Source organism: Paraflavitalea devenefica (assembly GCF_011759375.1).
GTDB lineage: Bacteria > Bacteroidota > Bacteroidia > Chitinophagales > Chitinophagaceae > Paraflavitalea > Paraflavitalea devenefica.
Genome location: NZ_JAARML010000004.1, coordinates 77,262 through 103,344 on the forward strand (window position 1 = coordinate 77,262; position 26,083 = coordinate 103,344).

Annotated in this window: 28 protein-coding genes; 10 read left to right on the forward strand and 18 right to left on the reverse strand. The window is 47.9% G+C overall.

What is annotated here, in order from left to right:
* The first annotated feature begins 37 nt into the window (after nt 1-37).
* A complete protein-coding gene (locus tag HB364_RS22140; RefSeq protein ID WP_246228585.1) occupies nt 38-1,585 on the forward strand; it encodes a sensor histidine kinase in 1,548 nt (515 codons plus the stop codon).
* On the opposite strand, the gene HB364_RS22145 is transcribed toward HB364_RS22140, so the two are convergent.
* The 8 genes from HB364_RS22145 to HB364_RS22180 form a co-directional block, all read right to left on the reverse strand.
* Complete coding sequence (locus HB364_RS22145) at nt 1,579-2,283, reverse strand: sulfite exporter TauE/SafE family protein (protein ID WP_167290521.1); 705 nt, start codon at nt 2,281-2,283, stop codon at nt 1,579-1,581. The two genes, HB364_RS22140 and HB364_RS22145, sit on opposite strands and share 7 nt — an antisense overlap.
* Entirely contained in the window at nt 2,283-2,720 is a 438-nt protein-coding gene (locus HB364_RS22150; protein WP_167290522.1) for a FixH family protein, read from the reverse strand. The genes HB364_RS22145 and HB364_RS22150 overlap by 1 nt, the downstream gene beginning before the upstream one ends.
* A gap of 13 nt (nt 2,721-2,733) precedes the next feature.
* Nucleotides 2,734-4,143 (reverse strand): cytochrome c oxidase accessory protein CcoG, encoded by a 1,410-nt coding sequence (gene ccoG / locus HB364_RS22155; protein ID WP_167290523.1) that lies wholly within the window; start codon nt 4,141-4,143, stop codon nt 2,734-2,736.
* Nucleotides 4,144-4,149: 6 nt separating this feature from the next.
* Entirely contained in the window at nt 4,150-5,283 is a 1,134-nt protein-coding gene (locus HB364_RS22160) for a cbb3-type cytochrome c oxidase N-terminal domain-containing protein (protein WP_167290524.1), read from the reverse strand.
* A gap of 16 nt (nt 5,284-5,299) precedes the next feature.
* Nucleotides 5,300-5,467, reverse strand: coding sequence for a CcoQ/FixQ family Cbb3-type cytochrome c oxidase assembly chaperone (locus HB364_RS22165; RefSeq protein WP_167290525.1), 168 nt, complete (start codon nt 5,465-5,467; stop codon nt 5,300-5,302).
* A 4-nt stretch (nt 5,468-5,471) separates the two neighbouring features.
* The gene (gene ccoN, locus HB364_RS22170) at nt 5,472-7,604 is read right to left on the reverse strand and encodes a cytochrome-c oxidase, cbb3-type subunit I (protein ID WP_167290526.1); all 2,133 of its coding nucleotides are present in this window, start codon (nt 7,602-7,604) and stop codon (nt 5,472-5,474) included.
* 25 nt (nt 7,605-7,629) lie between these two features.
* Entirely contained in the window at nt 7,630-7,800 is a 171-nt protein-coding gene (gene ccoS / locus HB364_RS22175; RefSeq protein WP_167290527.1) for a cbb3-type cytochrome oxidase assembly protein CcoS, read from the reverse strand.
* Nucleotides 7,801-7,927: 127 nt separating this feature from the next.
* Entirely contained in the window at nt 7,928-10,321 is a 2,394-nt protein-coding gene (locus HB364_RS22180; RefSeq protein WP_167290528.1) for a heavy metal translocating P-type ATPase, read from the reverse strand.
* A gap of 153 nt (nt 10,322-10,474) precedes the next feature.
* Between HB364_RS22180 and HB364_RS22185 the strand changes: the two genes are divergently transcribed.
* Nucleotides 10,475-11,533, forward strand: coding sequence for a response regulator (locus HB364_RS22185; RefSeq protein ID WP_167290529.1), 1,059 nt, complete (start codon nt 10,475-10,477; stop codon nt 11,531-11,533).
* 12 nt (nt 11,534-11,545) lie between these two features.
* Here the strand turns inward: HB364_RS22185 and HB364_RS22190 are convergent, their stop codons facing one another.
* On the reverse strand, nt 11,546-11,953 hold the full coding sequence (locus tag HB364_RS22190; RefSeq protein WP_167290530.1) for a hypothetical protein: 408 nt from the start codon (nt 11,951-11,953) through the stop codon (nt 11,546-11,548).
* Between the two features lie 216 nt (nt 11,954-12,169).
* Here HB364_RS22190 and HB364_RS22195 point away from each other — a divergent pair, with 216 nt between their 5' ends.
* On the forward strand, nt 12,170-13,453 hold the full coding sequence (locus HB364_RS22195) for an acetyl-CoA hydrolase/transferase family protein (protein ID WP_167290531.1): 1,284 nt from the start codon (nt 12,170-12,172) through the stop codon (nt 13,451-13,453).
* On the opposite strand, the gene hemN is transcribed toward HB364_RS22195, so the two are convergent.
* On the reverse strand, nt 13,450-14,829 hold the full coding sequence (hemN, locus tag HB364_RS22200) for an oxygen-independent coproporphyrinogen III oxidase (RefSeq protein WP_167290532.1): 1,380 nt from the start codon (nt 14,827-14,829) through the stop codon (nt 13,450-13,452). The two genes, HB364_RS22195 and hemN, sit on opposite strands and share 4 nt — an antisense overlap.
* Nucleotides 14,830-14,995: 166 nt before the next feature.
* On the opposite strand from hemN, the gene HB364_RS22205 reads away from it, so the two are divergent.
* From HB364_RS22205 to HB364_RS22230, 6 genes are all read left to right on the forward strand, one after another.
* The gene (locus tag HB364_RS22205) at nt 14,996-15,481 is read left to right on the forward strand and encodes a c-type cytochrome (RefSeq protein WP_167290533.1); all 486 of its coding nucleotides are present in this window, start codon (nt 14,996-14,998) and stop codon (nt 15,479-15,481) included.
* A gap of 52 nt (nt 15,482-15,533) precedes the next feature.
* Entirely contained in the window at nt 15,534-17,549 is a 2,016-nt protein-coding gene (gene nosZ, locus HB364_RS22210) for a Sec-dependent nitrous-oxide reductase (protein ID WP_167290534.1), read from the forward strand.
* Nucleotides 17,550-17,617: 68 nt separating this feature from the next.
* The gene (locus HB364_RS22215; protein WP_167290535.1) at nt 17,618-18,646 is read left to right on the forward strand and encodes a nitrous oxide reductase accessory protein NosL; all 1,029 of its coding nucleotides are present in this window, start codon (nt 17,618-17,620) and stop codon (nt 18,644-18,646) included.
* A gap of 3 nt (nt 18,647-18,649) precedes the next feature.
* A complete protein-coding gene (locus HB364_RS22220; RefSeq protein ID WP_167290536.1) occupies nt 18,650-19,882 on the forward strand; it encodes a nitrous oxide reductase family maturation protein NosD in 1,233 nt (410 codons plus the stop codon).
* The gene (locus tag HB364_RS22225) at nt 19,879-20,646 is read left to right on the forward strand and encodes an ABC transporter ATP-binding protein (RefSeq protein WP_167290537.1); all 768 of its coding nucleotides are present in this window, start codon (nt 19,879-19,881) and stop codon (nt 20,644-20,646) included. The genes HB364_RS22220 and HB364_RS22225 overlap by 4 nt, the downstream gene beginning before the upstream one ends.
* A 10-nt stretch (nt 20,647-20,656) precedes the next feature.
* The gene (locus HB364_RS22230; RefSeq protein WP_167290538.1) at nt 20,657-21,424 is read left to right on the forward strand and encodes an ABC transporter permease subunit; all 768 of its coding nucleotides are present in this window, start codon (nt 20,657-20,659) and stop codon (nt 21,422-21,424) included.
* Between the two features lie 21 nt (nt 21,425-21,445).
* Here HB364_RS22230 and HB364_RS22235 read toward each other — a convergent pair whose 3' ends face one another.
* From HB364_RS22235 to HB364_RS22260, 7 genes are all read right to left on the reverse strand, one after another.
* Nucleotides 21,446-22,765, reverse strand: a complete 1,320-nt coding sequence (locus HB364_RS22235; RefSeq protein ID WP_167290539.1) for an ATP-binding protein — start codon at nt 22,763-22,765, stop codon at nt 21,446-21,448.
* A 168-nt stretch (nt 22,766-22,933) separates the two neighbouring features.
* A complete protein-coding gene (locus HB364_RS33405) occupies nt 22,934-23,056 on the reverse strand; it encodes a hypothetical protein (protein ID WP_262889828.1) in 123 nt (40 codons plus the stop codon).
* A gap of 47 nt (nt 23,057-23,103) precedes the next feature.
* Entirely contained in the window at nt 23,104-23,280 is a 177-nt protein-coding gene (locus HB364_RS22240; protein WP_208420053.1) for a PEP/pyruvate-binding domain-containing protein, read from the reverse strand.
* A complete protein-coding gene (locus tag HB364_RS22245) occupies nt 23,273-23,548 on the reverse strand; it encodes a PEP/pyruvate-binding domain-containing protein (protein ID WP_208420054.1) in 276 nt (91 codons plus the stop codon). The genes HB364_RS22240 and HB364_RS22245 overlap by 8 nt, the downstream gene beginning before the upstream one ends.
* Nucleotides 23,549-23,556: 8 nt before the next feature.
* Nucleotides 23,557-23,769 carry a hypothetical protein gene (locus HB364_RS22250; RefSeq protein WP_167290541.1) on the reverse strand — a complete coding sequence of 71 codons (213 nt, stop codon included), beginning with the start codon at nt 23,767-23,769 and terminating at the stop codon, nt 23,557-23,559.
* Nucleotides 23,756-24,121, reverse strand: coding sequence for a phage holin family protein (locus HB364_RS22255; protein WP_167290542.1), 366 nt, complete (start codon nt 24,119-24,121; stop codon nt 23,756-23,758). The genes HB364_RS22250 and HB364_RS22255 overlap by 14 nt, the downstream gene beginning before the upstream one ends.
* 24 nt (nt 24,122-24,145) lie before the next feature.
* Nucleotides 24,146-24,370 carry a YtxH domain-containing protein gene (locus tag HB364_RS22260; RefSeq protein WP_167290543.1) on the reverse strand — a complete coding sequence of 75 codons (225 nt, stop codon included), beginning with the start codon at nt 24,368-24,370 and terminating at the stop codon, nt 24,146-24,148.
* A 133-nt stretch (nt 24,371-24,503) separates the two neighbouring features.
* On the opposite strand from HB364_RS22260, the gene HB364_RS22265 reads away from it, so the two are divergent.
* Nucleotides 24,504-25,559 carry an AI-2E family transporter gene (locus HB364_RS22265; protein ID WP_167290544.1) on the forward strand — a complete coding sequence of 352 codons (1,056 nt, stop codon included), beginning with the start codon at nt 24,504-24,506 and terminating at the stop codon, nt 25,557-25,559.
* A 16-nt stretch (nt 25,560-25,575) separates the two neighbouring features.
* Here the strand turns inward: HB364_RS22265 and HB364_RS22270 are convergent, their stop codons facing one another.
* Nucleotides 25,576-26,004: a heavy metal-binding domain-containing protein gene (locus tag HB364_RS22270; RefSeq protein ID WP_167290545.1), complete on the reverse strand. Its 429-nt coding sequence runs from the start codon at nt 26,002-26,004 to the stop codon at nt 25,576-25,578.
* Nucleotides 26,005-26,083 lie beyond the last annotated feature (79 nt).

The window sequence follows — 26,083 nt, forward strand, 5'->3', positions numbered from 1 at the left end:
AAGTTTGGTTTAACTTCCGGGAAATTTAAAGGGTTGTATGTTTACTGAGAAGCCTTTGAATGTACTGTTGTTCTGCTGTATCGTGATGATCACGTCGGCCGTATTGCAATACCTGAACCCCGGTGTAAGCTTTTACGATAGCGGACTGATCATTGCTGTATTGCTCACCGTATTCCTGAAGAACGACCGGTATACCCAGGTATTTGGCGCGCTGAGTATAGGGCTGGTAGTGATTTCCTTCTTTTATGACCATCCCGGCATGACTACCCAGCATGTGATGATGCAACATTTATTCTCTGCCATGATCATGATGATTACCACCATGGCTGTTTTGTATGTTAAGAAACTATACCGTTCCAAAGAATCCGACGAAAGACAGGTGAATGCTTTGTTTGAGCATGCTACAGAAGGCATCATTCTTACCAATTCCACGGGAAAGATCGTATTGATCAATCCCGCCGCCGCCCGGCTGTTTGAATATGAGCGGGATGAACTATTAGGTATTGCCATTGAAGCACTGATCCCTACCCGGTTCCACGACAAGCATGTACACTACCGGCAGGGTTTTTATAAAAATCCGGCCAACAGAACGATGGGACATGGACGTGATCTTTTTGCCAAAACCAAAACCGGCCGCGAATTCCCGGTAGAAGTGAGCCTCAGCCATTACCGCCAGAAGAACGAGAACTTCGTGATCGCCTTCCTGGTGGATATTACGGAACGTAAGAAATCGGAGCAGGAGTTATTGGACCAGAAGAAGCAACTGGAACAGATCACCGCCGACATGCGGAAGCTGAATACAGAGCTGGAATCCAAAGTGGAAGAAAGAACACTGATCTTAAGAGAAGCCCTGCAGGAACTGGAGCGCTCACAACGGGAGCTAAATGAAGCACTGAACAAGGAAAAAGAGCTGAACGAGATTAAGTCGCGCTTTGTATCCATGGCCTCCCATGAGTTCAGAACACCCTTAAGCACGGTATTGTCTTCCGCAGCCCTGATCGGCCGGTACACACAAAGCGATGAACAGGATAAACGCGACCGGCATATTAAACGCATTAAAGATTCAGTACGTCACCTGAACGTGTTGCTGGAAGACTTCTTATCACTGGGCAAACTGGAAGAAGGCAGGATCAGGTCAGAATGCGCCCCTTTTAATGTACGCGAGTTCCAGGCCGAAGTGGTGGATGAAATGAAAGCGATCCTGAAAGAAGGCCAGGTGATTGAACCCAGCTTTAGCGGAGCTGATGAGTTTGATACTGACAGCCGCCTGCTAAAAAATATCCTCATTAACCTGTTGAGCAATGCAGTCAAATTCTCCGGGGAGAACACCGTCATCAGGCTCAATATTGATAACCCGGGGCATTGTCTGCAGGTAGCCGTTGTTGACCAGGGCGTTGGTATTTCTGAAGAAGACCAGCAACACCTGTTCAGCACTTTCTTCCGGGGCAAGAACGTACTGAACATTGAAGGCACCGGACTGGGCCTGCACATTGTAAAACGGTATGTGGAATTATTACAGGGTAACATCGAGCTGACCAGCAAACTCCAGGAAGGCACCCACGTAACGATCACTATTCCTCAATGACAGGATACACCCCCGCCGGGAATTACCGGCAGCCGGGGACTGATAAAAGGAATATCAAGATTTAGCCCTCTTAGTATCAACAGCATACCCACCAACACCGTGAATACCGGCACCAGCTTTCGCAAATACAAGCGGACAGATTGGTTGAACCATACACTGAAGTATCCAATGCCTGTCATGGCCGGCAATGTACCCAATCCGAAACACACCATAAAGAGTGTGCTCATCGCACTATTACCGGTACTGATGGCCGCCGCTACCGCCAGGTAAACCATGCCACAGGGCAATAAGCCATTGGCCATGCCCAGCAGGTAAAAACCGGCCTTGCCTGCCCGCTTCCAGAGATAGAGGTTCAGCCTGGTCACTGCCTGTTGTAATACACGGGCAGGCCAAAAAGAAGTTTGTTTTCCTGACCTGGCAGCTAACCACCATAGGATGATCGTTATTCCCAACATAACAGAGAGCCATTGCTGCCAGCCTGCTACCTGCAACCTTCTGCCCGCCAAACCAAACAGGGCGCCCAGGATGCCATAAGTAGTAAGTCTTCCTGCGTTATAAGTGATAACAGCCAGCATCCGCCGGAAACCGGCCTGCTGTGGTAAAGGCAAAGCCATCACCAATGGCCCGCACATCCCTATGCAATGCAGGCTGCTCACCATACCCATGCCGACTCCCGCTATGACTACCGGTGCTGTCATCAGTGGATGGTTAAAGGTTCCTCGCTGTAGTAATTGGCCCCGTCTGTCTTCCAGGATATTTTTACCACATAACTGCCCGGCGCCAGCGTTTCTTTGCTCAATAACTGAGAAGCTGCGCTGTCTGTTTGCAGCACAAACTGCCGGTCGTACCGGGCATCAGCCGGACAATACAACACGATATTCCCTTCCACCTTCCTGTACTTCATTTCGGCAGGCAATGTGAGGCCAATAGCTTCCTTACTTTCCAACAGTATTACTTTGCCGCTGAGGGCATTGGTCTTTGCCCGGCTGTCGATCTCTTCCTGATAGGCGATCTCATCACGGTAGTATTCTTTAGACACGAGATTCACCGGCACTTTCATGCAACGGTATACCATGAATGACATCATGGCTCCAAAGCCTATAAATACCAGTATTAATTTATTTCCCCAGTTCATCATCGTAGTTTTATTATTGATCGCTTACCGGCCCCAGGAAGCTGGTATGTATTATGTCTATTCTTTTATTACCCTGGTAAAGGCCGATGTTCAGGGTTGATTTCCTTTCCTGTATTAATCGCTTTGGCAATACAATAAAAAAGGTACCGGCGCTTTCTTCCTCTTTCTTCACTGCTACCGTAGCGCCTCCTATGATTTCTATCCTACCGTTGCTTTCTTCCAGTTGCAGCCGCAATGGAATATCAGCAGTGGTTTTGTTGGCCACCTTAATGTTATAGAGATTGGATACACTATCAGTTCCCCTTTCCTGGTACAGCATACCGGGCGTGCGCATGACCGTTGCATCCACATCTTTGCGTGACATTAAGAGAATACCCAGCAAGATAATGAGCACTGATAAGAGGCCCGTGTAGAGCTTCATGCGGGTGGTGTAGTGGAGGGGTTCTTTGCCGGCAATACCACTTTCCGAAGCATACCGGATAAGCCCCTGCGGCTTTCCGGTCTTGTCCATAATGGCGTTACACGCATCTATACAGGCGGTGCAGCCTACACATTCCATCTGCGTGCCATTGCGGATGTCAATGCCGGTGGGACATACTTTTACACATTGAAAGCAGTCTATACAATCGCCTGCATCCAGCGTAGCTTTTTTGGTGAATTTGGCTCTTGGCTCTCCCCGCTTGTAATCGTATGCCACGAGCATGGAATTCTTATCCAGCAGTACGCCCTGCAATCGTCCATAAGGACAAACTACCGTACAGGCCTGCTCCCTGAAGAAAGCATATACGGCGAAGAATACGCCGGAGAACAATATTACGGATGTTAACCCTCCGATGTGCTGCGCCACCGGTTCTGTGATGATCTTGTATAATTCTTTTATGCCAATGATATACGCCAGGAAAAAGTTGGCAATGATGAATGACAGGAGATAGAATACTCCATATTTGATGGCCCGGCGGGTGATCTTTCCGGCTGTCCAGGGCTTCGTTTTATTCAATTTCTGTTGTGCAGCGCTTCCTTCAATAACATATTCAATTTTGCGGAACAGCATTTCCATGAATACTGTTTGTGGGCATACCCAGCCACAAAATAACCGGCCAAAGGCGGCTGTAAACAGGATGATAAAGATGACAAAGGTGATCATAGTAAGGCCGAAGATGAAAAAGTCCTGCGGCCAGAACACCTTGCCGAAAATAATAAACCGGGCGGAAGGGATATTGAACAGGAACAGGGGCCTGCCATTTATATGAACAAAAGGCAGGGCCACAAACAAACCAAAGAAACCAAGGCTCACCCAGGTACGCAGGTTGTACAACCTGCCGGCCGGCTTTTGGACATACACCCATTGGCGCCTGCCGCTGGCATCTACGGTAGCGATCCTGTCTCTGAACGATTCCTGTGTTGTTTCTTTTACTGCCGACATATTATTTTATTTACCCGATGCTGCTACCTTGGTTGAATCACCTGCTTTGGCGCCTTCTTCCTGGTAAATGGTACCCTGCGCGGCTTTGGCATTGGGCGGATTGGTGCCTTTGATCGATCTGATATAACTGGTAAGCTGTGCAAGCTGCACGGGTGAATAATCATCTTTCCAGCTCTTCATGCCCTTTTCCGGTACCCCATACTTGATGGTTTTAAAAATATCCTTTACGCTTCCACCATGCAGCCAGTAATCATCGGTGAGGTTGGGTCCTACTCCACCCTCTCCCTGCTTACCATGACAAGGAAAGCAGGTGGTGGCATAGATCTTCTGCCCTGCAGCAAGGTCGTCACTGGCGGGCAGGTATTCTACCGTGTTCTCATCTACGTTATTGGCTGCTTTTTTCAGGAATTCGGCGCGCTTTACTTCGGCCGCCTTTACCGCCAGTTGATACTCCTCACCACTTGAGGGCGCCGTATGCGATACATGGTACCGCCACAGGTAGATACCGGCAAAAATGATGGTGAGGTAGAACCCATAGAGCCACCAGGGCGGCAGGCGGTTGTCGAGCTCCCGGATACCATCGTATTCATGGCCGAGGTCGAGGCTGGATTCCTGTTCCACCGGCCTGAACTTGTTAAGTCTGGCCCACCAGTTCAACGCAGGTTTTACCGGGGCGCCAGCCAGGACTGCTTTCTTCTTTTTCCTGATCTCCAGCAACACGCGCAGGTTGTACAACAGTGCACCAATAACAATGAGTTCAAGGAAGATAACGCCTGCCATGGTATAAAAAGCAGTATCACTGATGTTGTGGGCCTTAACTACCACGCCGGCACCTGTTTCCTCAGCCTGCACAGCCAGGCTACCCAGTAATGCTGCAAGTACAGTGGCCGCAGCGGTTACAGGGTTGCTTTTTTTTTCTGCTGTGGCCTCTTCCTGTTTCGACTTTTCCAGGTAAACCTGTGCACTGCCCAACACTACCCAGGCCAGGAGACCAATAATGAGGGCCAGGAGGATCATGATAATGATCATCGTTACTACAAAAGGATCTTCTATCGCAGCAGGCGCCGGGGCCTGTGCAAATAAAAATGTATGGCAGCTTACAGTAATTGCCAATAAGCATATCTTTTTATAGAGAGACATAACGGTTCTTTTTCTGTTAAACGGTTGTATCGAGGGGAATTTTGCTCACTTCTTCTATCAGCTTCTTATCGGCTTTGAAAACCCATATAAGCATGATAAGGAAGAATAAACCAAATATGAGCAGCGAGCCGAGGCCATAAATGCTTACGCCGCTGATCTTTTCGAGGTAGTGAATGAATTTCATACTGCTATTGTTTTACGGTTTCTGCTGCGGGTGTGGCCTTGATATCTTTACCCAATCTTTGCAGGTAAGCGATGAGGGCCACGATCTCAGCATTTTTACTGGTCTGTATTTTATCGCCTTTGAGGCTGGCGCTGATGGCGCCTGCCTGCTCCATCAGTTCTTTGTTGGCCTGCTGGTCGTATCCCTGCGGATAAGGCACCCCCAGCGTTTGCATGGCGCGTATTTTGGCTGCCGTGCTGCCCGTATCTATCTTATTATCGAATAACCATCCATAGGACGGCATGATAGAGCCGGGTGACATGGACTGCGGATCGAGCATGTGGTTGTAATGCCAGCTATCCGGGTATTTGCCACCTTCCCGGGCGAGATCGGGACCGGTACGCTTAGACCCCCACTGGAAAGGGTGATCATACACAAACTCACCGGCTTTGGAATAGTCACCGTATCGCGCTACTTCATCCCGGAACGGGCGGATCATTTGCGAGTGGCAGGTATAGCAACCTTCCCGTACATAGATGTCACGGCCATGCAATTCCAGGGGCGTATATGGTTTCACACTACTGATGGTAGGTACATTCGATTTTACCAGGAAAGTGGGGATCATTTCGAGGATACCGCCGATGGCTACGACCACGAGGCTGAACACCAGTAATTGCATGGGTCTTTTTTCAATCCAGCGGTGCCAGTATTCTTTACCATGCGTAAGGATCTGTTTGGGTAAGGCGGGAGCTTCCGCCGCTTCGTTGGCCATAAAGTTGCCCTGCTGAATGGTTTTGCGCAGGTTATAGATCATGATAAAGGCACTGCCGATGTAGAGGGCGCCCCCCACACTACGGGTAATGTACATCGGTATGATATGCGTTACTGTTTCGAGGAACTGGAATTTCAGTTGTCCTTCTTCTGTAAAGGATTTCCACATCATGCTTTGGGCAAAGCCTGCCCAATATAAAGGCAGCGCGTATAGTATAATACCAATGGTGCCGATCCAGAAGTGTGTGCCGGCCAGTTTTTTGGAATAGAGCGTGGTATTCCACATTTTGGGTATGAGCCAGTACAATACACCAAAGGTGAGGAAGCCGTTCCAACCGAGCGCACCGATGTGCACATGGGCAATGGTCCAGTCGGTGAAATGGGATATGGCATTTACATTTTTTAAACTCAGCAACGGGCCTTCAAAAGTGGCCATGCCATAGCAGGTGATAGCTACTACCAGGAACTTCAGCACGGGATCTTCCCGTACTTTATCCCAGGCGCCCCTTAAAGTGAATAAACCATTCAGCATACCACCCCAACTGGGGGCAATGAGCATAACGGAAAATACCACTCCCAATGACTGCGCCCAATCGGGCAAGCTGGTGTATAGTAAGTGGTGAGGACCTGCCCAGATGTAGATAAAGATCAATGCCCAGAAGTGGATGATGGAAAGGCGGTAGGAATACACCGGCCTGTTGGCTGCCTTCGGGAGAAAGTAATACATGAGGCCAAGGTAGGGCGTGGTAAGGAAGAAGGCTACGGCGTTGTGCCCATACCACCACTGCACCAGCGCATCCTGCACCCCGGCATACCAGCTATAGCTTTTGAACAAAGAGACCGGCAGCTCAAAAGAGTTCACAATATGCAGCATGGCTACCGTAACCCAGGTGGCAATATAAAACCAGATAGCTACGTACAGGTGGCTTTCGCGGCGTTTGATGATGGTGCCGAATATGTTGATGCCGAATACCACCCATATAAGGGTAATCGCAATATCAATCGGCCATTCCAGCTCTGCATATTCCTTGCCGGTGGTGAACCCGGCCCACAGTGTAATGGCGCCGGCGACAATGATCAGTTGCCATCCCCAGAAGTGGATCTTACTGAGCAGGTCGCTGAACATTCTTGCTTTGCAGAGGCGCTGCAAAGAATAGTACACGCCCATGAAGATGCCATTGCCTACAAAAGCAAAGATCACTGCATTGGTGTGCACCGGGCGCATGCGGCCAAAGCTGGTGGCGGGAAGGCCAAGGTTGATTTTTGGATAATACAAGGCAATGGCTGCCCATAACCCGGCCAGCATCCCCACGATGCACCAGAACAGGACAGCATAAGCAAACCATTTTACAGTCTTATTGTCGTAATAGAATTTTTCTACCGGCATATTGTGATTGTTTACAGTGTTCTTTTCAGGAGTTTACAGAAGAGTTATCTGCTCCCGGTTTGTCGTCAAATAATATCCTGACAGGCGGAGAGAACTCATCATCATATTGCTTATTCTTTACGCTCCAGATAAACCCGGCGAGGAACAGGGCCGATACGGATATGCTGGCTCCCAGCAGGATGATAATTACTGTCATATACAACGAATTAACGGGGTCAAAACTATTCTGCAATGCGGGCAATAAGACTGACACAGCTTATTGCAGCACCTGATTTTAATCAGGTATCGTAAGGTGAGCCGCCCGGAAAGGGCGACCCACCTTATCACAATTCCAGCTCTTTCGCCACCAGCTTGCTGCTGCCGAAAGTGACCAGGAGAATACTGAGGCTACTGGCCGGCATGAGAATAGCTGCGATGAGCGGAGAGAGAGTCCCCTGTACAGCGAAATACAGTCCGATAGCATTGTATACGATGGACAGGAAAAAGCTGGCCATGATGATATAGCGGTTGGCTTTGCACAACCGGATCAACCTGTCGAGCTTCAGCAACTGTTTTGCCTCGAGGATGGCATCGCTGGCGGGCGTAAAGTTGTTGGTATCTTCTGCCAGCGCAATACCCGCATTGCTTTGCCGCAAAGCACCCGCATCGTTCAATCCATCTCCAATTACCATTACCCGCTTGCCGGCCTTTTGCAATTGTTCCACATGATGCAGTTTATCTTCCGGCTTCTGGTTGAACAACAGGACCGCTTCAGGACCAAACAGCCTGCGAAGGTTTTTCTCTTCCCGGTTATTATCGCCGCTTACGAGGGAGAGGGCGTACCGGTTACGCAGCTTTTTCAACAGTTGGGGCACTTCATGACGATAATGACTGGTAAATACAAAGCTCCCCTTGAATTGATAATTCCAGTTGATGAATACACGGGTGCCGCTGGTATTGGCTGCGTTACCTGCCTTTGCATAGAAGGCACTGCCCAATTGAATGAACGTATCGTTGACGATACCGGCCACCCCTTCGCCCGGCACTTCCTTAAATGCAGCCACCTGCAGGGAGGGATCGCCCGGCAACCAATTGCTCAATGCCCGGGTGAGTGGATGATTGGTTTGCGCGGCCACCGCCGCTATCATCTGCAATTGTTTTTGGGTCAGTCTTTCTCCTTCATAACTGACGTCCATTTCCTGTGCGGACGTAAGCGTACCTGTTTTATCAAATACAATATGATCGGCTTTGGCGATGTCTTCTATAGCCTGTGCATCGCGCAGGTAAAAATGGTTGCGGCCGAGGATGCGCAATATATTGCCATTGGTAAATGTGCCGGATAATAACAAGGCGCAGGGACAGGCTACGATCAGCATGGCTGTCACCGCATTGACTATCCTGGCGGGGTCATTGAACCACCAATAGAGGGCAGTAAGGGCGGCAAGGGTCAGCAGCACCCATGTAAAATACCGGCTGATGACATGCACAAAAGAGTCCTGGTCTTTATTTTTCTTCTGCCGGAGTGCGTCCTGGTTCCATAAGCGTGTTAAATAACTCTGGGCCACTTCCCTGGTTACCAGCACTTCAATGTTGCCTCCTTTCTGGCGTCCGCCTGCATACACGATCTCCCCCATTTCTTTGGGCACGGCCATGGATTCACCGGTAACAAAACTATAATCAATGGTGGCGCTGCCCCGCACGAGAATACCATCTGCAGGGATTAGCTCCTCACTGTGAATGCGCAGGGTATCGCCTGGTTTTACTGCGGGCAGGGCAACAGCCAGTTCCTTGTTTTCCTTCACAACAGTAACGGCCACGGGGAAATAAGAAGTATAATCGCGTTCAAAGGACAATTGACGGCAGGTTTTATCCTGCAATACTTTTCCTGCCAGCATAAAGAATACAATGCCTGTCATAGAATCAAAATAACCGCCGCCGGTGCCAGACAATATTTCATAAAGGCTTCTCCCGAAAGTGATGAAAATGGCCAGTACAATCGGTGCATCAATATTGAGGAAGCGGTGCCGCAGGCTCTTCCAGGCAGATGCATAAAATGGCTGGGCGCTGTACAGGAATACCGGCAGGGCCAGCGCCAGGTTGAGCATACGGAACAGACGTTGCAGGTGCTGTTCGGAAGCAGCCAATCCGAAGTATTCCGGGAAACTAAGCAACATGATATTGGCAAAGCAAAATCCCGCCACGCCCAGTTGGCGTATGTACTTTTTATGGTAACCAGGTTTTGCCTGGTTCAGGTCGGCCAGGCTGATATAAGGTTCATAACCGATCTGCGTCAGCAGTTCAGCGACCCTGCGCAGGGTGACTACCTGGTGGTTAAAATCTATTTCTACCTCTTTCCGGTTAAAATTGACCCGTGCCGCCAGGATACCAGGCTGCAATTTGTACAAGTGTTCCAGCAGGTACAAACAGGAGCTGCAATGAATATGGGGCAGGTAGAAGGTAACCCGGGTTTGTTCATCATTCTGAAAGCTAATGAGCTGCTGTGTGATGCGGCTGTCGTCCAGGAAAGCGAATTTATCTTTTCTTACCGGGATCTGCCGGGTAGCACCAGGCTGCCGGTTCAGTGTATAATAATCGCATAAGCCCTGCTGGTTGATCAACTGGTAAACGGATTTACAACCGGCACAACAGAAATGAATATTGCCCAGGCTATTTTTTTCACCTGAACATTCCTCTCCGCAATGGGCACACTGCAAGCCGGTATGGGATGTTTGTAACATATAATTAATAATGTTCGAAATTAGCTGCCACTGCGTGCCTGCTTGCTGAGACGGGTCAAAACCAGGTATGATTTTGGTCAGCTATGCGTTGGTTTAACGGAAAAGTGTTTACTATTGCAGGGCAAAATCATTCCGGCAAACCAAACATTCTTTATGCGCTCGCTGCTCATTATTGATGACCACGATGATATCCGAGAAAATATTGCAGAGATCCTTTCCCTGGCAGGCTATAAAACGTTCAGTGCCGAGAACGGTAAAAAGGGCGTGGAAAAAGCCTTGCAGGAAAAACCCGATCTCATTATTTGCGATATTATGATGCCGGAACTGGATGGCTATGGCGTGCTGCACCTGCTGCGCAGGAACCCGGAAACGGAGTTCATCCCTTTTATTTTCCTGACCGCTAAAACAGAAAGGGCTGATTTCCGCAAAGGTATGGAGATGGGCGCCGATGATTATATTACCAAACCCTTTGATGATATTGAACTGCTGAACGCTGTGGAAACAAGGCTGCGCAAAAGCGACATCCTGCACAAGAAATACGCCAGCGGTGAACGGGGCGCTACGGCGATGATCAATGACCTGCGCCAATCGGGCCTGCTGAATATGCAGCTTGACAACTATGAAGCTTATAACAGCGCCAAAAAAACAACCTTGTATACAGAAGGGAAAAGGCCCAAGTACCTGTTTTACCTGAAATCCGGAAAAGTAAAAGTGTTCAGGCAGCATGAAGATGGCAAAGAATACATTGTGAACCTGTATACTGCCGGCGACTTTATTGGCTACCTGCCTCTGCTGGAAAACAAGTCGTATGAAGATTCAGCCGAAATATTGGAAGAAGCAGAAATAGTACAAATACCGCGGGAAGATTTTTTACAGGCCGTGTACAACGATATGAGCATTGCAGGCCGCTTTATCAAACTAATTGCACAGAATGTACAGGAAAAAGAAGATCGCCTGCTGAACCTGGCCTATGGCTCCCTGCGCAAGCGTGTGGCCAAGGCATTGGTAGATATTCACCAGAAATTCAACAAGGAAGCCACGGATAAAAGCCCCATCAACATCTCCCGCGATGACCTGGCCCACTATGTGGGTACAGCCACCGAATCGCTGATCCGTACGCTGAGTGATTTTAAATCTGAAAAACTAATTGAGATCAAAGAAGGAAAGATCATTATCAGTAACCTGGAAAAGCTTAAAAACCTGTTGTACTGAATTTTACCCTGCTTATGATTCATCCCTCTTTATTGTAGCCGGATTCATTGATGCAGACGGCGCCAGGGAGATTTCCATTCCATGGTCATTCTGCTGCTTCAGCGTCCATCCGTCTGTCATAGTTGTTTCCAGCCACAGGTTGCCGCTCTTGCGAAATACCTGCAGGTGAAGGCCCAACTGGTCTTCAAACAATTTTTCCAGTTCCTGCACCGTCATACTTTCCGGTATATTGATCTGTTCAGGCAGTTGCCTGGCCAGGTCGCCCAGGTACAGAAAAGACGGTAATTTTTCCTGCCTGGGTGAAGCACCCTGGTATCCATGTTTATGTTTGAATAATTCGAGTTTTAAAAAAGGGAATAAGCCATTAAACTCCCGCTGTACATCACTCACCTGGCTCTTATTGTTGATACGCATGATCATATAGTTTCTTTTTAAAAATCAGCTACCTTTTCCGGCATACTGTTATAGCAAAATTACTGGTTGAATAACGCCGTATAGATGATGTGACCACGGCGGTCAACTGATTTTAGTCATGCCGGGGTGCCCCTGACAGGAATCATAATATTCTGTGACAGTAATCAATAGCCCCTGTCTTCACCACGGGTAATTTTATGCCTTTTAACAACCTTATTGTATATGAACCAGGGAAAATTTGTTACCGCATCAGAAGCCGTTGGATTGGTCGCCTCGGGCAACCGTGTTTTTATTCATGGAGGGGCCGCTACTCCTGTATGCCTTATGAAAGCATTACAGGAAAGGTATAGCGAGCTGGATGAAGTAGAACTGGTGAGCATCACTAATATGGGTGATATTGATTTCGACAAGCCGGAATTCAGCAGGCATTTCTTTTTCAACTCCCTCTTTGTATCGGCCAATACCCGGGATATTGTTAACAGCCATGATGGCGATTATGTGCCGGTGTTCCTGAGCCAGATACCCCAACTGTTCAGGAAAAACATATTGCCGATCGATGTGGCGCTGGTACAGGTGTCACCACCAGATAGTCACGGCTATTGTTCATTGGGAACTTCAGTAGACGTAGCCCGCGCAGCAGCAGATACGGCAAAAACAGTAATTGCCCAGGTAAATCCCCGGATGCCGCGCACCCATGGCGATGGTTTCATACACGTTGATAAGTTTGATGCGCTGGTATGGCATACGGACGAACTACCGGAAGTGAACTATGCCGCCAAAACCAATCCAGCAGTTAAGGAGATCGGTAAACGGGTAGCTGCCCTGGTAGAAGATGGCGCTACGTTACAGTTAGGTATCGGCGGTATACCCGACCAGGTGTTGCAGAACCTTACCAACCATCAAAACCTGGGACTGCATACAGAAATGCTTTCCGACGGTGTTATTCCATTGATCGAAAAAGGTGTTATTAATAATTCACAGAAAAGGCTGAACAAAGGCCGGTCGGTGACGGGCTTTGTATCGGGCACCCGGCAACTATATGATTTTGTGCATGACAACCCGGGCATCCGGGTGATGGACATTTCGTATGTGAATGATACCAGCATCATCCGCCAGAATCCGAAGGTGACCGCTATCAACAGCGCCATTGAAATAGACCTCACCGGGCAAGTGTGCGCCGATTCCATTGGCACCTTCCAGTTCTCCGGCATTGGCGGGCAAATGGATTTTATCCGCGGCGCTTCCCTGTCGGAAGAAGGCAAACCCATCATTGCCCTTCCCTCCACCACTTCAAAAGGCGAATCGCGCATTGTACCCTACCTGAAGCAAGGCGCCGGCGTGGTCACTACAAGAGGACATATTCATTGGGTAGTGACAGAATACGGGGCTGTAGACCTGTTTGGGAAAAACCTGAAACAAAGAGGTAAAGCACTTATCAATCTTGCCCATCCCAACCACCGGGAGGCGCTGGAGCGTAGTTTCTTTGAAAGGTATAAGTGCTGTTAGATTGCTTTACTGAATTGATGGCCGGTGGATACTGACCTGTTTCTTTGCAGGTAGAGGTCAAAGGCGCTGCAGGCATTGCGGATAAAATAATGGCCGGCAGCAGTAAGCTGCATGCCTTCGCGGTTAAATATTAATAAGCCGTCTGCTGCCATTTCCTGGAGAACCGGGAAACTCAACGATTCCAGGATAGTAAGATGTTCCGGGGCAAAGCGTGTGGTGCCGTTACAAGCCACTTCTTTGATGTATTGACGAAAAGCCAGGTCTTCTTCGTTGAGCAAAAAGCCCCGTTGAATAGCCAGCCTGCCACCATTAACAGCAGCATAATAATCATGTAACGACTTATTGTTTTGCGCAAACCCGTTGTTCAGGTCGCTGATAGCCGATACACCCAATCCCAACAACAGGCCACTGTGCTGCGTGGTATAACCCATGAAATTGCGGTGCAGCTTCCCGGCGACTTTGGCTTTGAACAACTCATCCTGCGGCAATGCAAAATGGTCCATACCAATATCTGCATAACCTGCTGCCGTTAAAAGGTCTTTCCCCTGCAGGTACAGGCCCAGCTTTGCTTCGGCGCCTGGCAGGTCCTCCTCACTGAACAAACGTTGGCCGCGGCTGGTCCAGGGCACATGGGCATAACTATAAAAGGCAATGCGATCGGGCCTTAAGGTAAGCACCTGGCTAATGGTTTGTTCAATACTGGCGGCAGTTTGCAAAGGCAGACCATAGATCAGGTCGAAGTTAACGGCCGTGAAACCGGCGGCCCTTGCCGCATCTGTGGCCTGTTGCACCTTTTCAAAAGGCTGGATGCGGTTGATGACCTGCTGTACCCGGGGATCGAGGTCCTGCACGCCATAGCTGATGCGCCTGAAACCCAGCCGGTATAACTGGTCCAGGTGTTCACGGGTGGTATTATTGGGATGACCTTCCAAACTGAATTGTGCATCGGGCGGCACATTGCCATTTACCAGGATACGTTCCAGCAGCCCGGCCAGCCGTACAGGTGAAAAGAAAGTAGGTGTACCACCACCCAGGTGTATTTCCCGGAGTTGCGGGCGCTCACCCATCCATTGCCTGTACAAGTCCCACTCCTTTAACAGTGCACTTATATACACTTCTTCTACTGCATGATTGGTAGTAATCTTCTTATTACAACCACAGTAGGTACAAAGCGATTCACAAAAAGGCAAATGGATGTACAGGCTGATGCCATTGGCAGTATTATGCACTGTAAATGCCTGCTTAAAGAGTTGCTGCCATTGTTGCGGATCGGTATCATTATTCCAGAATGGGACCGTTGGGTAGCTGGTATAGCGGGGCACCGGCTGGTTATACTTCCCGATCAGGGCAGGGGAAATGGTAACTGCGTTCAACATACTCCAAAAATAGATCAGCTTATTCCGCTATATCCTGACATATTTCATTACTTGTTGTGATCTAAGTCATATTTAAGGTTTCCCCCTGGTTATACTTTTGTCCGGTCAATTATACCACAGACACAGCAGTCACTGCTGATCTTTCTCTAAAGCCAAACATACTTGTATGAAACTCAAAATGATCACTGCTGCCACCATCATCTATGGAGCTTTGCTTTTCACCGCTTCCTGCGGTAATGAAGGAGTAAAGACGGAAACCACCGATCCGGCCGCTACCTCGCCCCAGGAGCTAGCCAACAACCAACCTGAAACACATGGTATTGAAATAAAAGAAGGAGATATCACTATTACCTCTCCTTTGCAAAAAGACCTCGTTAGCGCCGGCAAGAGTATATATGAATTAAAGTGCCAGGCCTGCCACAAACTCAACGAAGAAAAACTGGTAGGACCAGGATGGAAAGATGTTACTAAAAAAAGAAAGCCCGTCTGGATCATGAACATGATCACCAACACAGAAGCGATGCTGACCAGCGATCCAGAAGCGCAAAAGTTGCTGGAACAATGCCTGGTAAGAATGCCCAACCAGAACATCTCAAAGGATGAAGCAAGACAGATCCTTGAATTCATGCGCGAAAATGATGGTGAAAAATAACGCCGGCCTCATTTAGTAATAAAAAACTTACATACTTAAATACATCAATGATATGAAACATATTTTCCTGAAAAGGGTGTTACCAGTAGCGTTCCTGTCAGCCGGACTTACGGGGATGCAGGCTTGCAAACCCAAAGGGACACAGTCGGCCGTAACCGGCGACGCCGCTTCAAAAGCATACGTGGCGCCAGGCAAGTACGATGAGTTTTACAATTTTGTTTCCGGGGGCTTCAGCGGACAAATGTCTGTGTATGGCCTTCCATCAGGCCGCCTGTTGCGGGTAATCCCGGTTTTCTCCGTAGACCCTGAAAAAGGCTGGGGCTACAGTGAGGAAACAAAACCCATGCTCAATACTTCCAATGGCCTCATACCCTGGGATGATCTGCATCATATAGCCCTCTCAGTAACCAATGGTGTTCATGATGGTCGCTGGGCTTTTGGCAATGCCAATAATACGCCCCGTATAGCCCGTATTGATCTTACCACCTTCCGCGCCGCTGAGATCATTGAAATACCCAACAGCGCGGGTAACCACTCCTCCCCCTTCATTACCGAAAACTCTGAGTACGTAGTGGCCGGGACCCGGTTTAGTGTACCCATTGGCGACAATCAGGATGTGCCCATCAACTCCTATAAAGATAACTTCAAAGGCACCGTAAGTTTTATTGGCCTCAACAAGGACTCGGGTGATATGCACATCGCTTTCCAGATCCTTACACCGGGCATTAATTTCGACCTGGCGCGTGCCGGAAAGGGAAAATCAGCAGGCTGGGTTTTCTTTAGCTGTTACAATTCAGAAAAAGCCAATACCCTGCTGGAAGTAAATGCCTCCCAGAAAGATAAGGATTTCATTATGGCCGTTAACTGGAAAAAAGCAGAAGAATATGTGAAAGCCGGCAAAGGGGTGAAGAAAGCTGTGAGGTATGCCCATAACAAATACAATGAGCAAACCCATACTGCTATCTCTACCATTGAAAAAGAAGTGCTGACACTTGATCCAAAAGATTGCCCGGATATGGTTTATTTCATGCCCTGTCCCAAATCGCCCCACGGTTGTGATACCGACCCTTCCGGCGAATATATTGTAGGCAGTGGCAAACTGGCGGCCATTATACCGGTGTTCTCCTTTAGCAAAATACAACAGGCCATTACCGGCAAAAATTATGATGGTACGTTTGATGGCATCCCGGTGTTGAAATATGAAGCGGTATTGCACGGTGAAGTGCAAAAAACCGGTCTTGGCCCCCTGCACACAGAATTTGATGACAAAGGCAATGCCTATACTTCCTTCTTTGTTTCTTCTGAAATTATAAAGTGGAACATCAAAGACCTGAAGGTGCTTGACAGGGTACCCACTTATTATTCCATTGGTCACCTGTCGGTTCCCGGAGGACCTACTGCCAAACCTTATGGTAAATACGTAATAGCTTATAATAAGATAACGAAGGACCGTTACCTGCCTACAGGGCCTGAATTGACACAAAGCGCCCAGCTCTATGATATCAGCGGTGACAAAATGAAGTTGATATTAGATTTTCCCACCATTGGCGAGCCGCACTATGCGGAGGCCCTTCCCGCTGCGCTGATAGCAAAGAACAGCCGGAAAATATTCAAGATAGAAGAAAATAAGAACCCTTACGCCACACTGGGCGATAAAAACGCGCGCGTGGAACGCGTAGGAAAAGATATACACGTGTACATGACCTCCATTCGCTCTCACTTTACACCTGATAATATTGAAGGCGTAAAACTGGGAGAAACCGTGTACTTCCACGTTACTAACCTGGAGCAGGACTGGGATGTTCCCCATGGCTTTGCCGTGAAGGGGGCTAATAATGCAGAGTTGCTGATCATGCCGGGAGAAACCCAAACCCTGAAGTGGGTGCCGGAGAAGGCGGGCATCTTCCCCATGTATTGCACCGACTTCTGTTCTGCCCTTCACCAGGAAATGCAGGGTTATATACGGGTAAGTGCACCCGGCGCCAATGTGCCCCTCAGTTTCAGCACCGGCTCAACAGAACCGGCTGCAGCGCAACCGTCCAAAGATGGTTCAACAGTAAAAAATTAGGTTAAGGTTCTCTGAAGTCCCCCTCTCTTCCGGGGACCTGGTCCCCGGAAGTTCTTAAAGTTACGATCATGCAAAAACTGAGCATACTGTCCCGGATACTGGTGGCCTTTGCGGCAGGGGCGTTGGTGGCAGTGTTCTTCCTGCCCGCGTGGCGGATAGACCTCTTTGCCCCGCAGTATCCGGAAGGATTGACCATGCGTATCTGGATAAATGGCCTTTCGGGAGACGTGGATGTGATCAATGGCCTGAACCATTACATCGGCATGAAACATATTTCGGCAGACATGTTCCCGGAGTTTACATTCTTACCTTATGTAGTCGGGTTCTTTATGTTATTGGGCATCACCATAGCAGTGAGTGGCAGCAGGAAACTCCTTTTGGGTTACCTGGTTCTATCTGCTATAGGCGCTGCCCTGGCCATATTTGATTTTTACCAATGGGGATATGATTATGGCCACGACCTTGACCCCAAAGCCCCCATACAGGTGCCCGGCCTTTCTTACCAGCCGCCCCTGTTTGGACACAAAAGACTATTGAACTTCGATGCATATTCATTTCCGGATGTAGCCGGGTGGATCGTGATAGCAGCTTCTGCACTGGCCTTTGCCGTGTGGCTGGCAGAATGGTACCACGCCCGGAAAAAAGTACCTGCAACAGTACTTAAAGGTTCTCCCGCCATCCTTTTATTATTATGCTGGTTGTTACCTGCCTGCCAGGCAAAACCGCAGCCATTTACTGCCGGCAAAGATGTTTGTGATTTCTGCCGCATGGGCATCAGCGACCTCCGGTTTGGAGGTGAATTGCTGACGACCAAAGGCAAGGTCTATAAGTTCGATGACCTGCACTGTGTGGCGGCCTTCCTGCGATCAGGAAAAGTAACCGGAACAGATATTGACCAGCTATTGGTGATCAATTATGAAAAGCAGAACACTTTTCTCAACAACCGTCAGGCAAGCTTTGTGATCAGTTCTACCATCAATAGTCCTATGGACAGCCACACCGCCGCCTTTGAAAGCAGCCAGGCAGCCAGCGCTTTCTGCGAAGGAAAAGAAGCAGCCATACTAACCTGGCCATCACTGATCGAAAAACTCCAATAACCCATGCGACCGGTCCTTTCCATACTTGCGCTGCTGCTCTATCAAACCACTTTCAGCCATCTGATCGTAGCCGGCTATGGGCAGCCCATTGGCACCTTGAAGAAGGCTGTGGGTCTGGCCAGGGATGGTGACAGCATCCTGCTGAAGCAAGGTGTTTATAAAGAAGGGAATATCCTGCTCACCAGGCCGGTAACACTCATCGGTGAAGCCAATACTATCCTCGATGGAGAAAACAAGGTTGAATTGCTCACCATCAGCGGCCACAACATCACGGTAAGGGGGATCACTTTCCGGGATGCCGGCTATTCGGCCCTGAATGATTTTGCCGCCATCAAAGTAATCAACAGCAACCGCATCTTACTGGATAACAATAAAGTGCTGAATGCCTATTTCGCTATCCATGTTTCCAACACCATCCAGTGTACCATCCGGAACAACCAGGTTGCCGGCCGGCCCAGATCAGAACAACTGACGGGGAATGGTATTCACCTCTGGAAATGCCAGCAGGCCAGGATTGAAAACAACCAGGTACAGGGACACCGCGATGGCATCTATTTTGAATTTGTAACAGAGTCGGTCATCAGCAATAACCGCAGTGAAAGAAATATCCGCTATGGCCTGCATTTCATGTTCTCGCACAGTGACCGCTATACCGGCAATACGTTTAAAAACAACGGGGCCGGTGTGGCCGTGATGTATTCCAAAAAGGTGATCATGGAGGACAATCATTTTGAAGAGAACTGGGGGCCTTCCGCCTTCGGCATCCTGCTCAAGGAAATCACCGATAGCCATATTAGCCGCAATACCTTTAAAAAGAATACAGTCGGCATTTTCATGGAAGGCAGCAGCCGGATGGAAGTGAAGAAAAATGTCTTCAGTAGTAATGGTTGGGCAGTAAAAGTACAGGCCAGTTGCGATGACAATACCTTTCAACACAATAATTTTTTCGGCAACAGCTTCGATATCGCTACCAACGGCACCCTGGTGCTCAATACCTTCAACAATAATTACTGGGATAAATATGATGGGTATGATCTCAACAAGGATGATCTGGGCGATGTTCCCTATCACCCTGTAAGCATGTATGCCATGATAGTAGAACAAAATCCTACCACCCTGATCCTGATGCGCAGTTTCCTGGTTTCCCTGCTGGATAAAGCAGAAAAAGCCATTCCCAGCCTAACCCCGGAAAACCTGGTCGATTATCAACCCATGATAAAGCCCAATAAATTATGATACGGATAGAACACCTGAAGAAACGTTTTAAAAAGCTGCAGGCGCTGGATGATATCAACGCGCTTTTCCGGGAAGGTCAGGTGATCTCCCTGATCGGCCCCAACGGGTCGGGCAAGACCACCCTGATCAAAACCATCCTGGGCATGGTTACGCCCGATGAAGGCGATATTTTCGTTGATCAGCAATCCATTCGTAACAACCCCGTCTACCGCGTTCATATAGGGTATATGCCTCAGATAGGCCGTTACCCCGATAATATGAAGGTGGGACAGTTATTCGATATGATGAAGGCCATCCGCAGGATGCCGGATAGTGAACTGGATACTGACCTGCTGGTACGGTTTAACCTGGTTTCCATCTTCGATAAACCCATGCGCACCCTCAGCGGTGGTACCCGCCAAAAAGTAAGTGCGGCCCTTGCTTTCTATTTCAATCCCCGCATCCTGATCCTGGATGAACCCACAGCCGGCCTCGACCCTTTATCGTCAGAAATACTGAAAGAGAAGATCCTCGAAGAAAAGAAAAAGAACAAGCTGATCCTGATCACCTCACATATCCTCAGTGACCTGGATGATCTGACTACGCATGTCATGTATATGCAGGAGGGAAAAATGCGGTTTTTAAAAGATATAGACAGCCTGCGGGAGGAAACCGGCGAACACAGGCTGGGCAAGGCGATAGCCCGGGTCATGAAGGCAGCACAACCAGACGCGTTGTGGATCAATGAAGTGTTGGCCGTAAAACAAACCACCCGTAACCTGTAAAAAAGAAGTTATGCTCACATTAACACGGTATGTTTTGTACGATATTATACGCAGCAAGGTAGTTATAGCCTATACCCTGTTTTTATTCCTTGTATCCTTCAGTCTTTTCCAGCTCGAAGAAAACAACAGCAAGGCCATCCTGAGCCTCCTCAACATCGTGCTAATCGTAGTGCCGTTGATCGCCATGATCCTGACAACCATCCACTATTACAACTCCTATGAGTTTATAGAATTAATGTTATCCCAGCCTTTGAGCCGGAAAAAAATTATTGTCAGCGAATACGGCGGCGTGGCCTTGTCACTGCTGTGCGCTTTTATGATCGGCACCGGCATTCCCGTATTGCTGTTTTCAGCCGACAGCACGGGTCTGGCGCTCCTGGTTACCGGGAGCGCCCTTACGCTGGTGTTTACCTCACTGGCATTCCTGGCGGCTGTCCGGTCGCGCGACAAGGCCCGGGGTATTGGCGCCTCCCTGTTGCTCTGGTTCTATTTTGCCCTTATTTATGATGGGCTTGTATTGCTGATCTTGTTCACCTTCAGTGAATACCCGATGGAAAAATTTACCCTGGTGCTTTCATCTCTTAATCCCATTGATCTTGCCCGGATCTTTATCATGCTCAAGATGGATGTAAGCGCCTTAATGGGATATACCGGCGCGCTGTATAAGGATTTCTTTGGCAGCGGTATAGGTATCCTGTTTACCATGAGCATTTTATTGGCCTGGATTATACTGCCCTTTTTGTGGGCATTGCGGTTGTTCAGGAAAAAAGACCTATAAAATAATTCAGCTCCCTTAATATTAAACATATCCAAGTAATTTCTCTGTATGATCAACCATGAATAATGGAATATTAAGCACCCCATCATCCTTTTTTAAGTTTCTTAATGAATACCGGATACGGACAGAAGGGTGATACTGATTATGATAAATGGCAAGACTCTTGCTGCGTATATTTTCGTCTGATTTTACTTCTATGGGAATAATTTCATTCTTCGCCTGAATTAAAAAATCTACTTCTGCCTGATTTCCTGAAGTCCAATAACGTGGTATGCCTTCAAAATTCGCGATTAAATGTTGCAGTACATAATTTTCTGTCAATGCACCTTTAAATTCAGTAAATAACCTGTTCCCTTCTTTTATAGCTATAGGGTCTAATAGCGAATGCCTGCGCAGCAGGCCAACATCAATCAAATATAACTTGAATGCCGAAAGATCATCATAGGCCGAAAGAGGCAAACCAGGCTTTGAAATGCGGAAAATCCGGTGCACTAATCCTGCATGTGAAAGCCAAAGCAATGCATCTTCATATTCGCGGGCACGAGCACCACTCTTCACAGACTGATACAGGAATTTTTTATTATCCCTGGCCAGTTGGGAAGGGATAGAAGACCAAAGGTGATTGATCCTGGGAATATCCCTATTAGCTGCATGTTTTGAAAAATCCAACGCATAAGCATTGATTATATTCTGCAACACCCGCTGTGTTTTTTCCACGTCCTCTTTTTCCAACAATGCTACTACTGCTTCCGGCATTCCCCCGCAAATGAAAAACATTTTTAGTTTATCCACCAGTGGATGGAAGAAAATATCCGGAAGTGGTTCAATTTGATTAATACTTTCTAAAAAGGAAAATAACTTAGGATCAACAGTGGACAGGAATTCTGAAAAACAGATAGAGTTTAATTGTAAAAAATCTACTTTTCCTACCGGGAAAGAGTTTCCGCGTGACATAGCAACCCCCAGCAAGGAACCAGCACAGGCTATTGGGTATTCCGGAGCGTTTTCACAAAAGTATTTTAACGTGTTGAGCGCTTCATTACATTCCTGTATTTCATCGAATATAATAAGCGTTTTTTCCGGTTTTATAGCCTGTCCATGCACCAATGATAAATTTTGCAGAATACGCTTTACATCCTTGGTATTTTCAAAGAACTGCTTCAAATCCGGCTGCTCTTCGAAATTAAAATAGGCTACATTATCAAACTCCGATGCACCAAAATGCTTCAGTAACCATGTCTTCCCTACCTGCCTTGCACCCTGCAAAATGAGTGGCTTCCGGTCCGGGGCCTGCTTCCATGCGGATAATTGTCTTTGTATATTAGCTCTCTTTATTTCCATTTTCACTAATTAAGTGCCAATTTTGTGATAAAAAACACATAAATGGCACATAAAATGTGCAATATAGGAAATATTCATAATTTCAGCATAAAAACCTAATGCGTTTTCAACTCCGCCTTACCCCACTTCCAGCACTTTGGCGCTGCCCACATAAGGTGCGCGCTAAATTTAATTGTCGTCCCTGAGCAGGCCATACATGATACCCACCGCCACTACCATAGTAAAGTTAGTATCGGGCGGCAACACATCGCTGGTGATGGCTATTTCCAGGACAGGCGATCCTTTTAGCAAGGGGAAACACCTGGTATCTGTATATACGGCGTTGTTTACCGGGTATTTTACATGCTATGTACTGTTTCGGGCCGCGCCTGCACAATAAATAGTTCACCGCTATCGCCATCTTTGGCCCACTCGATATCCATCGGTTTACCGTAATGATCTTCTATCTGCAAAGCCCATCTGGCAAACGTGTCGATCTCAGCATCCGACAATACAAATTGTTTACGTTTATCCAACGGTGTATCTATATTGACGTGCCTGACAGGTAGATGACGCCTTTAAAACCCGATTCGGGTGCTGCATCAACTCGTCGAGCGGTCCATTCAACTTGTTGTGTTCAAGGAACAAGCGGAAAGCAGCAGCCGTGGTAGCAAATCCATCCGGCACATGAATGCCTGCCTTGCCAAGCCTTGAAAGCATTTCTCCGAGGGAGGCATTCTTTCCACCCACTGCAGCTACCTCCTGCATGGTAACCTCATTTAATTGCCTGATATAGGTGCTCATGATAACAGTCATTTTAGGAGATCAAACCATTTCTTCCCTGCTTTTGCCCACCAACGCCCGGAGAGCAGGGAAAAGCCCCAGGACACAGTATTGACCAATACTTTGTTGCTACTCTTCAACGCCTGCCATTGATGTTCCATTTTTTCTTCCAGCCTGATGCGCTTCTGCAGCAGCTTTTGCTGTTCTGCTTTGAGATGCCGGATATTTTTAATCTTCTTCATCGCCCGCGTCGTTTTTAAATAATTGATGAATGATCTTGTTCATGACCGGGATGCGTATCATCCTTTCTTTAGCTGTCCACGTGATAACGCCAATAAGCAGGTAAACACCGGCTACGATGAGGAAGCCACTCCAGGGCTTACCTATCCAGGCCGATAAGGCCAAAGCGCCTGCGATACTGGCAAAGACCAGTACAAATAAAAATACCACAGCAACGATAGCTCCGGCGACGAGATCAGAAATGATCAGCGATGTTGTTTCCGCGGCGCTTAGCTTCACCGAATCCACACGTGTATTCACATATTCTTTTACAGAAGCGGCCAATCCGCGGATACCTGTCGTTGATCCTTCCATAGTACTGTGCTTTAAGGTTCACCATTAAGCCAGCCCATTACCGGCTTCTTCCATTTCCTTTTTGATTTCATCGAACTGGTTGCCGGCTTCCTTGCATTTTCTCTTAAAGCCCTCTGCCAGTTTCTTTCCTTCTTCGCCAAGCTTACGCCGGGTTTCGGACCCCTTATCAGGTGCTAATAAGATACCGGCAATAGCGCCTGCTGCGGCGCCGATGGCAAATGCGGCGAGTATTTTGGAGGTATTGTTCATTTTTTATGCTTTTTAAGGTGGAATAATAGTGCTAAATTATCTACCGGTTGCCAATTGGCCTATGACAGGGATCAACGGGCGCACTGATCATCCTCAGCCAAAACCCTTTTACAGACATTTAGTTTTACCCAATATGGATACGTATCGTTTAACAAGCCGTTCATTCGGCAAGCTGCTGCAGGTCACCGTGTTCCTGCTGGTGATCCTGTACTTTGGGAGAACGCTGTTCATACCGATGTGCTACGGCCTCCTGATCGCCATTGTCTTGTACCCTATTTGCAGATGGCTGGAGCAAAAGGGCTGGCCGCGCAGCCTTGCCATTACGGCGGGGTTGCTGATCGTAGCAATATTGTTTGCCGCCCTGCTGACGCTATTGGTCATCCAACTTCAGGTTTTCTGGAAAGATTTCCCGGCACTGCTGGCCAAACTGAAGCCAGCCTTGTTACAGTTGCAGGCCTGGATCACCTCTTTTGGTATTTCCACGCCTGCCCAGCACCAGTGGTGGCAGCAAACCCTTCAACAGGCAGGCAGTAATATGGGTAGTTTTATTAAAGGGGCCTTGTCGGCCGGCATGGGCGGGATCGTGATCCTGTTCCTGGTACCAGTATACACCGCTTTATTCCTTTACAACAGGCGGGTATTTGTGCAATTCCTGTCCAGGCTGGCAGGAACTGAATACCGTGAACAATTACAGCATGTATTGAAAGAAGTGATCCATACTTACTTCAATTTTATCAAGGGCATGGTGATGGTATACATCATTGTGGGCATCCTCAATAGCATTGGTCTGTTGGCATTGGGTATTCCCCATGCCCTATTATTCGGCATGCTTACAGCGATCATGACCATTATTCCTTATGTAGGCATCTTTATCAGCGCTCTGCTGCCTATATCAGTTGCCTGGATCACCAGGGATTCTATTTGGTATCCTATGGGTGTGGTGGCCGTATTCGGCTTTGTACAATACCTCGAAGCAAATGTGATCTTCCCCCGCGTGGTGGCGGCACAGCTAAAAGTAAGCACCTGGGCCACCCTGGTGGCCATTATTGCCGGCGGCATTTTATGGGGTGTATCCGGCATGATCCTTTTCATCCCCTTTACCGGTATCCTCAAAATTATCAGCGATCATTTACCGGCTACTTTCCTGGGTCATCTGAATGTACTGCTGGACCGGAGTCCGAAAAAATAAATCTTTTTCATGACTGTTAATTCTTCTTTTCTACTAATGCTTTACCACATTTCGGGCATACGCCTTCTTTGGTGAGGGTCACTTCAGGGTGCATGGGGCATGTATATGCCTTTGTCACTTCGGCCTTCATCTGTTCTTTAGGCGAAAGTTGAAGCTTCCTTCCACATTGGGGGCACTTACCCGGATCATGCTTGGATACATTTACATGAACAGGGCAAATGTAATTTTTTGTTATTGCCTTTTTTATTCGTTCCTTACCAGACAATTTGAGGGCCATGCCGCATTGAGAGCATTTTCCAGGCTTATCACTCTTCACATCAGGATGCATAGAGCAGGTATAAAAGGTTTCATGTTTTGTAGTATCCGTCTTGCCCGCTTTTGTTTGTGCGAACAGGGACAGGGAAGTAAGAAAAAGCCCAATAATTAGAATAAGAATCTTTTTCATATTTTTTTATTTAAGGTTTTTAAGACAGGTTGTAAGAAGCACAGATTATTGCAAGAACTGGTAAATATCTGGCTCTGAC

Coding starts and splice junctions, on each gene's coding strand:
- HB364_RS22195 (WP_167290531.1), top strand. CDS start 12,170: ATGAACCAGGGAAAATTTGTTACCGCATCAGAAGCCGTTGGATTGGTC.
- HB364_RS22140 (WP_246228585.1), top strand. CDS start 38: ATGTTTACTGAGAAGCCTTTGAATGTACTGTTGTTCTGCTGTATCGTG.
- ccoN (WP_167290526.1), bottom strand. CDS start 7,604: ATGCCGGTAGAAAAATTCTATTACGACAATAAGACTGTAAAATGGTTT.
- HB364_RS22205 (WP_167290533.1), top strand. CDS start 14,996: ATGAAACTCAAAATGATCACTGCTGCCACCATCATCTATGGAGCTTTG.
- HB364_RS22245 (WP_208420054.1), bottom strand. CDS start 23,548: ATGAGCACCTATATCAGGCAATTAAATGAGGTTACCATGCAGGAGGTA.
- HB364_RS22220 (WP_167290536.1), top strand. CDS start 18,650: ATGCGACCGGTCCTTTCCATACTTGCGCTGCTGCTCTATCAAACCACT.
- ccoG (WP_167290523.1), bottom strand. CDS start 4,143: ATGTCGGCAGTAAAAGAAACAACACAGGAATCGTTCAGAGACAGGATC.
- HB364_RS22185 (WP_167290529.1), top strand. CDS start 10,475: ATGCGCTCGCTGCTCATTATTGATGACCACGATGATATCCGAGAAAAT.
- HB364_RS22160 (WP_167290524.1), bottom strand. CDS start 5,283: ATGTCTCTCTATAAAAAGATATGCTTATTGGCAATTACTGTAAGCTGC.
- HB364_RS22270 (WP_167290545.1), bottom strand. CDS start 26,004: ATGAAAAAGATTCTTATTCTAATTATTGGGCTTTTTCTTACTTCCCTG.
- HB364_RS22250 (WP_167290541.1), bottom strand. CDS start 23,769: ATGAAGAAGATTAAAAATATCCGGCATCTCAAAGCAGAACAGCAAAAG.
- HB364_RS22190 (WP_167290530.1), bottom strand. CDS start 11,953: ATGATCATGCGTATCAACAATAAGAGCCAGGTGAGTGATGTACAGCGG.
- HB364_RS22265 (WP_167290544.1), top strand. CDS start 24,504: ATGGATACGTATCGTTTAACAAGCCGTTCATTCGGCAAGCTGCTGCAG.
- hemN (WP_167290532.1), bottom strand. CDS start 14,829: ATGTTGAACGCAGTTACCATTTCCCCTGCCCTGATCGGGAAGTATAAC.
- HB364_RS22260 (WP_167290543.1), bottom strand. CDS start 24,370: ATGAACAATACCTCCAAAATACTCGCCGCATTTGCCATCGGCGCCGCA.
- nosZ (WP_167290534.1), top strand. CDS start 15,534: ATGAAACATATTTTCCTGAAAAGGGTGTTACCAGTAGCGTTCCTGTCA.
- ccoS (WP_167290527.1), bottom strand. CDS start 7,800: ATGACAGTAATTATCATCCTGCTGGGAGCCAGCATATCCGTATCGGCC.
- HB364_RS22150 (WP_167290522.1), bottom strand. CDS start 2,720: ATGAACTGGGGAAATAAATTAATACTGGTATTTATAGGCTTTGGAGCC.
- HB364_RS22230 (WP_167290538.1), top strand. CDS start 20,657: ATGCTCACATTAACACGGTATGTTTTGTACGATATTATACGCAGCAAG.
- HB364_RS22180 (WP_167290528.1), bottom strand. CDS start 10,321: ATGTTACAAACATCCCATACCGGCTTGCAGTGTGCCCATTGCGGAGAG.
- HB364_RS22255 (WP_167290542.1), bottom strand. CDS start 24,121: ATGGAAGGATCAACGACAGGTATCCGCGGATTGGCCGCTTCTGTAAAA.
- HB364_RS22215 (WP_167290535.1), top strand. CDS start 17,618: ATGCAAAAACTGAGCATACTGTCCCGGATACTGGTGGCCTTTGCGGCA.
- HB364_RS22235 (WP_167290539.1), bottom strand. CDS start 22,765: ATGGAAATAAAGAGAGCTAATATACAAAGACAATTATCCGCATGGAAG.
- HB364_RS22165 (WP_167290525.1), bottom strand. CDS start 5,467: ATGAAATTCATTCACTACCTCGAAAAGATCAGCGGCGTAAGCATTTAT.
- HB364_RS22225 (WP_167290537.1), top strand. CDS start 19,879: ATGATACGGATAGAACACCTGAAGAAACGTTTTAAAAAGCTGCAGGCG.
- HB364_RS22145 (WP_167290521.1), bottom strand. CDS start 2,283: ATGACAGCACCGGTAGTCATAGCGGGAGTCGGCATGGGTATGGTGAGC.